Origin of the sequence: Sphingobacterium sp. WOUb80 (assembly GCF_050058145.1) — a bacterium.
Lineage (GTDB): Bacteria > Bacteroidota > Bacteroidia > Sphingobacteriales > Sphingobacteriaceae > Sphingobacterium.
In genome coordinates this window covers 3,543,775-3,555,559 of the sequence record NZ_CP165617.1, presented here as the reverse complement: position 1 = coordinate 3,555,559, position 11,785 = coordinate 3,543,775, and the positions used below count along the sequence as shown (strand labels likewise).

General features: G+C 43.5%; 8 protein-coding genes and 1 riboswitch. Of the genes, 6 read left to right on the top strand and 2 right to left on the bottom strand.

The annotated features are described in order from the left end of the window. Positions 1–35: 35 nt before the first annotated feature. Entirely contained in the window at positions 36–3,212 is a 3,177-nt protein-coding gene (locus tag AB1Z56_RS14905) for a SusC/RagA family TonB-linked outer membrane protein (RefSeq protein WP_426789518.1), read from the top strand. Between the two features lie 5 nt (positions 3,213–3,217). Next, on the top strand, positions 3,218–4,735 hold the full coding sequence (locus AB1Z56_RS14900) for a RagB/SusD family nutrient uptake outer membrane protein (RefSeq protein WP_309362431.1): 1,518 nt from the start codon (positions 3,218–3,220) through the stop codon (positions 4,733–4,735). Positions 4,736–4,832: 97 nt separating this feature from the next. Here AB1Z56_RS14900 and AB1Z56_RS14895 read toward each other — a convergent pair whose 3' ends face one another. Beyond that, positions 4,833–5,096 carry a 5-oxoprolinase gene (locus tag AB1Z56_RS14895; protein WP_309362433.1) on the bottom strand — a complete coding sequence of 88 codons (264 nt, stop codon included), beginning with the start codon at positions 5,094–5,096 and terminating at the stop codon, positions 4,833–4,835. A 66-nt stretch (positions 5,097–5,162) separates the two neighbouring features. Then, a riboswitch (SAM-I-IV-variant riboswitch) is annotated at positions 5,163–5,256 on the bottom strand. A 210-nt stretch (positions 5,257–5,466) separates the two neighbouring features. Here AB1Z56_RS14895 and AB1Z56_RS14890 point away from each other — a divergent pair. The 4 genes from AB1Z56_RS14890 (at position 5,467) to AB1Z56_RS14875 (ending at position 10,417) form a co-directional block, all read left to right on the top strand. Beyond that, positions 5,467–6,237 carry a DUF3050 domain-containing protein gene (locus AB1Z56_RS14890; protein ID WP_309362435.1) on the top strand — a complete coding sequence of 257 codons (771 nt, stop codon included), beginning with the start codon at positions 5,467–5,469 and terminating at the stop codon, positions 6,235–6,237. Positions 6,238–6,459: 222 nt separating this feature from the next. After that, on the top strand, positions 6,460–7,779 hold the full coding sequence (locus AB1Z56_RS14885; protein ID WP_426789517.1) for a TolC family protein: 1,320 nt from the start codon (positions 6,460–6,462) through the stop codon (positions 7,777–7,779). Further along, positions 7,779–8,840 carry an HlyD family secretion protein gene (locus AB1Z56_RS14880; RefSeq protein WP_426789516.1) on the top strand — a complete coding sequence of 354 codons (1,062 nt, stop codon included), beginning with the start codon at positions 7,779–7,781 and terminating at the stop codon, positions 8,838–8,840. Before AB1Z56_RS14885 ends, AB1Z56_RS14880 begins: the two co-directional genes overlap by 1 nt. After that, the gene (locus AB1Z56_RS14875) at positions 8,840–10,417 is read left to right on the top strand and encodes a hypothetical protein (protein ID WP_426789515.1); all 1,578 of its coding nucleotides are present in this window, start codon (positions 8,840–8,842) and stop codon (positions 10,415–10,417) included. The genes AB1Z56_RS14880 and AB1Z56_RS14875 overlap by 1 nt, the downstream gene beginning before the upstream one ends. Here the strand turns inward: AB1Z56_RS14875 and AB1Z56_RS14870 are convergent. Then, complete coding sequence (locus AB1Z56_RS14870) at positions 10,414–11,721, bottom strand: TolC family protein (protein ID WP_426789514.1); 1,308 nt, start codon at positions 11,719–11,721, stop codon at positions 10,414–10,416. The two genes, AB1Z56_RS14875 and AB1Z56_RS14870, sit on opposite strands and share 4 nt — an antisense overlap. Positions 11,722–11,785: the final 64 nt, after the last annotated feature.

The window sequence follows — 11,785 nt, the reverse complement described above, 5'->3', positions numbered from 1 at the left end:
AAGATAAAAGCACCTTATAAACAAAAAAAGTAAATATGAAAACAGAAAAGACAAGACAATGGCCTTTGATCAAGGGCCTGTCCTTCGGTCCTGAGGCCAGTATAATGGCACTCTGTCTTTCGATAGCTGTACCCTACACGGGCTCAGCAGCATCACTAAGGACGACAGACCGTCGTTTTGCCCCAACAGAAAAAGCCCCTTCCGCCGTCCTTGATAGGATAGGTCAACAGCGTACAATAAAAGGAAAAGTGCTGGACAATACAGGGCGCCCGCTACCCGGTGTGACAGTACGGGTCAAAAATACAACGCAGGAAACACAAACGGATCAGCAGGGGCAATTCGAGCTCAGCCTGACGGGTGGAACTGCCGTACTGACGTTCTCTTCACTGGGATTTGAAACCAGGGAAATGGCTGTTGCTGCCAATGAGGGAACCGTGAATGTGCAGCTGAACGACGCTTCGTCGAGTTTGGAAGAGGTTGTTGTGGTCGGTTACGGTACGCAAAAGAAAGTAAACCTAACCGGTGCCGTGGCTACAGTGAGTGGCAAAGATATGATCAAACGACCCGTTGTCAATACAGCTTCCATGCTGCAGGGGGCAATCCCGGGTGTACAAATCAATCAAGGGTCGGGAGAACCGGGCAATGAAGGTGTATCCATCCGCATTCGTGGTAAGGGCACCTTTAGCGGCGCGGGATCGGATCCCCTGGTGCTGATTGATGGTGTGCAGGGAAAATTCTCAGACGTCAATCCCAATGATATCGAAAATGTCAGTGTGCTAAAAGATGCAGCCTCCGCAGCAATCTACGGCTCGCGTGCAGCCAATGGCGTTATTCTGATCACGACAAAACAAGGGAAATCGGGAAAAACAACCGTTCAGTATGACGGGAATGTGGGTATCTATAAGCCTACGAAAATGTTTGATCTGATCACCAACTCGGCGCAGTATATGGAACTGTACAACGAAGCGCGTAAGAATTCCAATCTTAACGATGGACTATATCCCGCCGATGTGATCGCTGCCTATCGCAACAGCAACGATCCTGTAAAATATCCAAATACGGACTGGCTGGGGCTTATTTTCCAAACTAAACCGACTTATACCCATAATCTCGGTATCCAGGGCGGCAACGAGAAGACAACTTTTAATGTTGGTTTGGGTTACGTCAATCAGGATGGAATGATCAAAGGTTTTAACTACGACCGTTATTCCGCCCGCCTCAATCTGACGACCAAAATCTCGGAAGGTATTAAATTCGGAACAAATATCTTGCTCAAAACAGGACATACCGAATCTATTCCAGGGGGATCCAAAGACCTCTTCCTATCGGCCATGTCGCAGGCACCAACTTATGGCCCATTTTTGCCGGATGGTAGCGGGCGATATACTTACAAAGCTTACGACTGGGAGTACAACAATAAAAATCCTATGGCGGTATTGGATCGGAAATTCACCTACAATACCGATGACTATGCCGCCAATTTACAGGCTTGGATGGAGGTACAGCTGTTTAAAGGTCTTTCCTGGTACACCAAAGGTGCCTATAATTTCAATATGGACAAGTACAAGGATTATAAATCAACGTTGGATGAATATTACTACCATACGGGCACGCTCGGAACAACTCTGGATCTGGGAAAAGGCCTTACGGATCAGGATCAGCAAACGATATACACCAATTTATTTACTTACCTGAACTATGATCGCGCGTTTGGGGCACACCACCTCAAAGCTCAGGCCGGATATAGCATTGAAAAAAGTAAGTATACCTACCTCCAGGGCTTCAGACAGAATTTTGTCGACGATACACTAACGGAATTAAATGCGGGAGGATCGGATATTCAACGGGCAAACGGAACGGCCAACCAATGGGCGCTGATCTCTTATTTCGGCCGACTGAACTATGATTATCAAGGGAAATACCTCTTGGAAGCCAATATGCGTTACGACGGTAGTTCCAAGTTTTACGGTAAAAACCGTTGGGCAGCGTTTCCTTCTTTCTCTGCAGGCTGGCGTGTATCGGAAGAATCTTTTGTCAAGGAATTCGCTTCCGGTTGGCTGGATAATTTGAAGATCCGTGGATCCTGGGGCCAACTCGGAAATCAGAATACCGGCAACTATCCGTATCAGCCCGTATTGGGACTTACCGGAAATTATTCTTTTGACAATAGTACGCTAAATTCAGGTGTTGCTCAACAGGGATTAAACAACCCGATTATTAAATGGGAAACAACGACGATGACCGATGTGGGATTGGACTTGAGTCTGTTTAAAAATTTAGATATCACTTTTGACTGGTATAAAAAGAGAACGACCGATATTCTAAGACAGTCACAGATTACTGCAATCGTTGGTTTGGGAGCTCCTTATGTAAATGATGGAACTGTCGAGAATAAAGGTGTTGAGTTGGGAATTACTTATCGTAATCAGATTACTACCGGAGCATTGGAAGGTTTACGTTATCAGCTAGGTGCAAACCTCGATCGTTTCAAAAACAAGCTGGTCAAATTTGGTGAGCCTGAAATCGGCGGCTATACGATCAAAAAAAATGGCTATGCGATGGACAGCTTTTATACCTACGAAGTCATCGGCATATTTCAATCCGATGCCGAAGTAGCGGGGTCGCCTAAGCAGTTTAATGATAATACACTGGCAGGAGATCTTAAGTATCGTGATGTCAATGGGGACGGAAAAATAGATGCGAACGACAGAACAATTATTTCTGGTGTAGATCCAAAGCTGAACTATAGTTTTAATCTAAGTGCAAGTTTTAAGGGCTTTGACTTTTCGGCTCTATTGCAAGGCGTATATGGCGTCAAATCCTATGTTTCGGGCTGGGGCGTAACCCCATTTGTACAGGGTAGCCCGCCGACAAAAGATTGGTTAGACCGTTGGACACCTGAAAACCCCTCGACAACGATGCCCCGTATTTATTGGGGTTGGAGTGCTCCGGAGAAATTCAGCCGTGCTTCCAGCTATTTTATACAGGACGCTTCATACTTCAGGTTGAAAAATCTTGTGTTCGGATACACTTTACCTGAAGGACTGTTGAAAAAATATAAAATTGACCGCCTACGGGTTTATTTTTCGGGTGATAACCTCCTTACTGCGACCAAATTTAAAGGCTTGGACCCTGAACGCTATGGAAATGGTGATCTGGTGCAGTATCCACAAAACAAGATTTATTCATTTGGTGTACAAGTTAACTTCTAAGTGCTATGAAAAAGAAATTTATAACAGCGTTGATGCTATCCGGACTATTTTTGGGTTCCTGTAACAGTGCCTTGGACCTCAATCCTTTGGATCAGATCGCTTCGGACAACTATTTTAGCAAAAAATCGGATTTTGATAATGCATTGGCCGGTGTATATGCCTCGTTGCAGAGTGAGACTTTCTCCTATGGGATGCCTTTCCGGGACTGTCTGACCGACAATGGCTACAATCAGTTCAACTCAGGTAGCGTCAATGAAATCGTAGGTGGGAATTTAAATCCGACCACAGGGGGCTATGAAACCGGAATTTATAACGATGCCTATGTGGGAATAGGACGTGCCAATCGCCTGATCGAGAAGCTTCAGGGCTATAACGGCTCCGATATGAATGATGGGGAGAAGAAAAATATGGAAGCCGAAGCCCGCTTTATCCGTGCTTTTGTTTATTTCCAATTGTACAGTATTTATGGTGAGGTGCCGCTTGTGCTGACTTCCCTCAGTCTGGAGAATCAGCGTCAGCCAAAGGAAAGTGCGGAGAATATCCTAAAACAGATTCGCGCTGATCTGGATTTTGGGATCGCTAACTTAGCGGCTAAACCTTATTTCAATAATGGGGGGCATGCGACCGCAAGTTCGGCAAAAGCCTTGAAAGCACGGGTTTTATTGTTTGCGGCTTACGGTGATAAAGGGGTGCCCGATTTAGCAATTTTGAAAGAGGTAAAAGACTTATGCACCGATGTCATGAAAGAGTATACCCTGAGTACGGCTTTTGAAAATGTCTTTCGTGATGCAACACAGAAGAACAATACCGAGATTATCTTTTCGGTCAATTTTCTGGCACCGAATAATACAGCCCCTTGGGACATGTACCTAGGCGATTGGATCGCTGCTTCACCTTTACAAAACCTCGTGGATACCTATGAATGCAAAGATGGTTTGCCTTATGGTGAATCACCCTTGACTGATCGAGCCAATCCCTTCAAAGATAGGGATCCGCGCTTGAGCAAAACAATTTTTGTGGATCATCCCGACTTTGGCGGCGGTAAGATCCATACACCGTCCAATCCGCGGCCTACAGGTTATGGGGTGCTGAAATTTTTGGATCCGGCCAACTTACCTTTTGGCTTTTCAACATTGAGCCAACAGGATGCTGTTGTACTGCGGTTTGGGGAGGTGTTATTGATGTATGCCGAAGCACAAAATGAAATCGCCGGGCCAGATCAATCGGTTTACGATGCCATGAATACCCTGAGGAGCCGCGTTCAGATGCCCGGATTCCCTGTCGGTTATACCAAGGAAAAAATGCGCGACCGTATCCGCCACGAAAGAAGGGTTGAACTTGCTTTCGAAGGACTACGGCATTACGACCTGATTCGTTGGCATATCGCAGGCGAAGTACTCAATGCGGTCAAAGACAGTAAAGTGCCCTATCATTTTGAAGACAAATTTTACCGCTGGCCTTTACCACAAACAGAAATTGAGAAGAGCGCAGGTGTGTTAATTCAGAATCCAAACTATAAATAATAAGATTATTGCCTTCTTTTAAATCGGCAATTTCCTAAACCAACCACAGCAGCGCGCACGAAGTCCTTTCGATGCGCGCTTTTTTTGCCGATAAAGATTACTGCAAAGGGATCAAGACATTCTGTTCCAAGCGTACAGGGACATGCTTCACCGAGGTAAAACCGTCTTCCTTGGAAATGATATTGGAAAGATCCAGTCCTCTTTTGGAGAACGTACTGATCAAAGCTGTTCTAAAGGTTGCCTTGGCTGAACCCCAGCCTTGTCCTAAGATGGTGTCGTTGTTGAGCTGGATCAGTTCATCTATTGAGTAATAACTGAATTTTTCCAGTAAGTGGTGGTAAAGATTTGTTGTAGTAGCCATACAATTTAAAAATTTAAAGGATTAAACCATAAACTGTATCCAGATCTTGTTGGGAAAATAATCGTTCAGCGACGTTTATTTTGGTCGAAACCCGTATTAATTTACCACCGCGGTGCCTGCACTCGGTTGGTATTGCATCATGCAATTCTGAATACTCTACAAATATAGTAGATTATTTTTTATAATAAAAATTATTTTTGTTTTTAAGGGTAAATGAGCGCTGACAACAGGAATAGGGAGGTCAAAAGCGAGGCGCATTGTTGGCTGTGATTTGGTTATGAAGCGGATAGCTGGTCGAAAATTTTATCATGTTACTGTAATCTCACCGAAAATACTTTTAAAAACAGAGATAAGACAATACTTTTGCGCCATGAATAGAATTGCGGAAATTAACGAATACATTGCTGCCGAACGCGAGGTATTATTGCAACACCCTTTATATCGTAAGATCAAAACGATCAAGAATCTACGTTCTTTTACAGAAGGGCATGTGTACGCTGTATGGGATTTTATGTCTTTACTAAAAGCTTTACAGATTAAATTGACCTGTACGACTTTACCTTGGTTTGCGAGTGAGCATCCATCAACGCGCTATCTAATCAACGAAATTGTATTGGCAGAGGAGTCGGATGAATACATTGATGGCCGCCGTTTGAGCCACTTTGAGATGTATCTGGACGCCATGGATGCCATGGGTGCCGACCTTCATCTGGTCAACAAATTTATTGCTCACGCCAAAAAATCGAACAACATATTCGATGTCATTGCAACGACCACATTGGACAAGCGGATCAAAGACTTTTTGAATTTTACATTCGAAGTGATTGCTGAGGGCGAGGTGCATAAAATTGCTGCAGCATTTACATTTGGACGCGAAGATCTTATCCCGGGAATGTTTACCTCTATTTTGGAAGAAATTAAAACAAACTTTCCTACAGCCAATCTGGATAGCTTTATTTATTATTTTCAACGCCATATTGATCTTGACGGCGACGAGCATGGACCGTTGGCGATGCAGATGATCACAGATCTTGCGAAGGACGATGAGGTTAAATGGACGGAAATGAAAGAGATCAGTAAAATTGCGCTACAAAAAAGAATCCAGCTGTGGAATGCAATAGAGGATTCCTTATACGGATAATCTATTATTATACCATCGAGAAAGGCCTTTCAAATTGTGATTTGAAAGGCCTTTTTTATGTGCTGTAAAAAAGGATATTGTAATGGCTTATTGGCAGATATTGGTCTTTTTGCTTGAATTGATGAAAAAATGTCTTTTTTCCATAACATATTGGCGTTTGTGAAGAAATCCAAGTTCCAATAAGTGTCTAAGTTTGCAACGCAAAAAAATAATAGAGCACACGTGAACTTTTTTCCTCCCTATTGGGCAAAAGGAATACTAACCATGGGGTTGTTGGTATTCACTATTTCGGACACCTTCGCCCTCGACTCTTTGCGTATGTCCCTGAAAGACATGATCGACAAAGCGCTACAGAACAGTAAATATATCGAGCAGTCTTATTTGCAGCTCAAAGAAAGTGAGGTGGCAGTACAGCAGCAACGCATGGAATTGCTGCCCAAGATTTCCGCCAGAGCTTCTGCTAGTTATGCAAGTAATATGCCTGTGTATGACCAGGGGCTTTTAAATAAACCCGCTCAGCATGATATCATTCATTACTTGTACGATAGCGGCCTGGATTTTTATCTGAACCTTTACAATGGGCATCGGGACCTGATGAAAATTGAGTCCAAAAAATTGGAAAATGAGCTGGCCAGAATCGATTGGAAGAACGCCGCAGCGCAGACGAAATTGGAGGTTTGCAATCTTTTTCTGGATTTGGAACTGTCATATAGTAACCGATCTTTAATCGAGCAGGATATTGCTGATCAACGGGTACAGCTCAAGGAGATTGAGCATCTGTATAAGGCGGGCGTGGTATTGCACAGTGACGTCTTGCGTATTTCGTTGGAACTGTCGAAACGGGAGCTATTGCTTGTGCAGATTTGCCATGATATTCAGGCTGCAAATCAGAAGCTGCAGCTTATTGGCGGTATTACAGCGGAGATTGTGCCTCTGCCCGAGCAGTTTCAAGTGGAAGGCCCCAGCTATGAAGCGCTTGTTGCCGAAGCGCGAAGCCATGCTTTTTCCCTTCTAAAATCCGAACAGGAAGTTGTTTTGAAGAAATTGTCGGTCAAACAGGCGCGATCAAATTATCTTCCTGAGTTGGGGTTGACCAGTACATTCACCTTTGCCAATCCACAGGTCTTCTTGTATCCCTATAACCCCAGTTGGTATAATCTGAGTATCACAGGACTCAAATTAAACATACCAATCTCGGCAATTTATCTCAATAAAAACGTGGTGCGCGGAGCACTGATCGCATTGGATCGACAAGAGGTAAAACACCATCATGAGGAGGAGATTCTGGAAAATCAGCTGTTACAGGCCCTGTTGGATTATCAATTGGCTATTAAGCAGCAGGACGTCTGTCAAAACAATAAGGCGTTGGCGCAGGAAAATGCACGGATTATAAAAAACAGGTATTTTAAATCATCGGCTTTGATTACGGATCTATTGGATGCTGATATGCAATACCTAAAAACACTTTTTGATCTTGAAACCGCACATATTGCGATACAGAAACATTATTATTTTATCGAATTTTTGAAGGGTACTATCTAATGAAACCTAAATCACGTAGAACAGTTGTGGAGGCACAACTCACTCGAATCACCAACTGGTTGGCCGGAATTGTCTTGTTGGCCTTGTTGTTATGGGGCGCTCAAGCATTATGGATGCGACTGCGGTATACCTACACAAATGATGCACAGGTAACGCAATATATCAATCCCATTGTTTCTCGGGTAGGAGGATATGTGGTTTCTGTGCATTATCACGATCATCAATTGGTTAAACGGGGTGATACCCTGTTGCTTATAGATAATAAGGAGTATAAATATGAGGCTGATCAGGTAGCAGCATCCGTCAATAAGGAAGCTGCAGAGATCAATGTTCTTCACAGTCAAAAGGAAATTCTCCAGGCGGAACATGAATCTTTACGGACATCAATTGCTGCCGGGGAGGCTCGGGTAACCAAGCAACAGTTGGAATATGATCGATATAATTATTTGTTTCAGGAAAAGTCTGCAACGGCACAGCAACTGGAGGATGTAAAAGCGACGTTGGATGTGTATAAGAGTGAGCTGGCTTCGTTAAAGCATAAATTACAGGCTTCACAGGAGCGTGTGCATGATGTGGATATAAAAAAAGGTGTGGTTGATGCCGAACGTGTTCGTTTGACGGCAGCTGTCGGCCGCAAGCGGCTTGATGTTGGCTATACCGTTATTCGCGCACCTTACGATGGACAGATTGGCAAACGCACGATTGAAAAAGGTCAAATGATAAGTGCTGGCGAAGTTTTGGGCTTTATCGTCAATAGAGAAACCCCAACCTGGGTAACGGCTAATTTTAAGGAAACGCAGTTGCGCTATTTGCACCTTGGCAATAGGGTTGAGGTGGTTGCTGATGCGTATCCGGATCAAAAATTTTATGGAAAAATTATTTCCATCTCCCCGGCTACAGGTTCTGCATTCTCCCTTTTGCCGCCAGATAATGCAACGGGCAACTTTGTGAAGATTGTACAACGCGTACCTGTGCGCATTGAGCTAGATAGACAAAAGGGAGCGCAACAGCTTCTTTCGGGAATGAATGTGAATGTGTCGGTATCAAAAAAGCAGCAATAGTGAAAGGAATTTTTAAAGAATGGGTGCCGGAGTGGTTGATCAAGCTTATCCTGTTTAGCAGTTTGATGCCGAGTATGGTCTTATTTTTCCTGCCAGGTGCAAATACAAATGTCACCGCTGGATTCTACGGTGCCCAACCCAGTGATGTCCAGTTTCTGATCATTTTGTTTTATGCTGGTTTTGTTGGATTCTACGTTTTAGAACGACGCTTTTTTTTATACTTTCCCATCAAGCAGTACTACATTATTTTTAATCTTCTGCAGCTATTGAATTGCTTTTTGATGTACAGTATCACCGATATCAGCTGGGTATATGGCCTGCGCTTTTTCCAAGGGATGTTGTTTGCTTCTGCCGTAAACTTATCGATCTCCATGATATTCTCACGGTTGAAAAGCGATCGGGCGAAGGAAGTAAGTTATGCTGTCTTTTTTGGCATGTTACTCTGCAGCTCCCCATTTAATACGTTCGTCACGGCTGAATTTATCGATTCATTCAATTTTGATCAGCTCTATCTATACGCCGCATTATCATTTGTACCGGGTTTATTGTTGATTATGCTGTCGATGCGCTCTATACGGCATATACGCCCTTATCCTTTGTTTTCTTTAGACTGGGCAAGCTGCATTTTCTATAGTCTTGTGATTGTCAGTTTTGGCTATTTAATGGTGTATGGACAAGAAGTTTATTGGTTTAACGATCAGCATATGCTGATTATATTAGGGGCAGGTCTAGCGTTGCTTATTCTTTTTATTGTTCGGCAAATGGTGCTCAGGCGTGTGTATGTTCATTTGGCGATTTTTAAAAACAGGAACTTTCTCTTGGGCTTATTGATTTTGTACATGATGTATATCGAACGCTTCTCCCTGACCATCTCAAATCAATATCTCGTACAGGTTATTCAACTTGATCCTATTCATTTGTCCTATATCCAGTGGTTTAATATTGCTGGTATTGTCGCTGGTGTTCTAGGTTCATTGTATTGGATGCTTGGGCAACGCCCCGTAAAATGGATCTGGATTTCGGGCTATTGTTGCTTGCTGCTGTTTCACCAATGGATGTTTTTCTCCTTTGAGGGGCAGGGTAATGATGCGCATTTTTGGATACCCTTAGTTTTACACGGACTCGGAGTAGGGCTTATTATGGTACCTACCATCTTATTTTGCATTACCAGTGTCAGCCCTCAATTGGGGGCTTCTGCGGCTGCGGTCTGTCTTGCTATCCGATACTTGGGTTACACGAGCAGTATCGGTTTACAGAATTTTTTCAAGTTGTTTGAATATGCCCAGCACCAACAGGTTTTTAGGGACCAAACGGAAGTGGGCAATCCCTTATTTCGGGAGTACCTGCAGCAGGAATCTGTCAGCATCTTGCAGCATGGACTGCAGTATAAGGAACATACGGCTGCCTTAAAGCTCGTTGCTGAGCGGGTCAAGATCCAATCCTTTGTGAGGTATGCCATGGATTATTATGAGATTATGTCCATGATCAGTATCAGCATACTTTTGCTGATACTGATCTCGCCTTCCTTGAAAAGCATGTATAAGAAACTAAGAAAAAACAGAATTTCTCCAGCTTAGATCTCCTGAATATCCCATATTCCAGCTGTTCGTTGGAGTTCGACCAGGGCGATCGCATAATTGTAACGGGCTTCATAATAGCTAAGCTGTGTTTCATTGTAGGTCCGTTGGGCATTTAAAACTTCCAGTAGGGATGTTTCGCCTCTTTTATAGCTGTAAACCTTTCCTTCCAAAATTGCTTTTGCTTCCGATAGCATAGCGCTGTCAAATAGCTGTACCTGTTTTTGAGCGGCCTGGTAGGAGAGGAACGCTTGCGTAACTTCGATCTGAATGCGTAGGAGCACGTCCTGATAGGTAATCTCATCCTGATCAATCTTAAATTTTGCGGCTTTAAGATCGCCTGTTTTAAAATTCGAAAACTTTAGCGGAATTGAAATACCTGCATTTATAGCCGTAAACTGAGGCGTTGGGGCAGTTTCATTTCGTGCTTCTCCATTATGAGTGACGCCAAATGAAAGTCCAAGGTCTACTACCCGATTGGCCTGAGCCAATTGGAGCAGACGCTGTGAAAGCTGTTTGTTTTGCAGGGCGACTTTTAGATCGCTGCGGTCATTTTGTGCAATCCTGATTAGTTCATTTAAGCGGTATTCCCGGTCTAAATGAACAAAAGGATCTTGGGGCGTCTTTATACCCGTAGCTGTTTGTTCACCCATAAATACAGCCAGGTTTACAGCCGAAGCCTTCCAGGTTGCTTCTGTTGCCAGGAGGGTATTGCGCATATTGGCAGCTTCCAGTTTAGATTGACGGAAGTCGATCTCAGGAATGCTTCCCAATTGATAGCGAATACTATCTGATACCACCAACTGCCTGAGTTGCTGGTAAGAGTTTTGGTATGTTTTTACCAGTAGCAATTGTTGTTTTGCCATCAGAAATGCAAGCGTAGCGTCGGCGCGTAAATTCCTAAAATAGTCTTCAAGCAATAGACGGGTTGCTTCTGCTTCATCTTTAGCTAGGTTTATTCTAGCTTTTCGTTTAGATCCCAGCTCCAATGTCCATGCAAGTCCGGCATTATAGCCGCGGCCAAGTTGTTTTGTCCGTTCACTGTTATCAAACAAGCCTACGCTAAATTCGGGATCAGGGAATACCCTGACGCTGATGAGATTGGCCTCTGCGATATTGAGGTTGAATTTTTCAGCTGCATAACCCAGGTTCTGTTGACCAACAGCCGTTATAAATTTTGAATAATCAAGTTTCTGGGCTGTATTTAAACTGTCTCTATCCTGTGCGATCGCAGTAGGAGACAAAGTGAGTATGAAAAGAAAAAACGTCAGGCGTTTCTTTGTTAAAATAGGCTGTTTGTTCATGATAATCTATTTTTCTGAATGGTCAGTTTTTGAAAAAAGCGTGTTCAGAGGTCGTTCATCCATT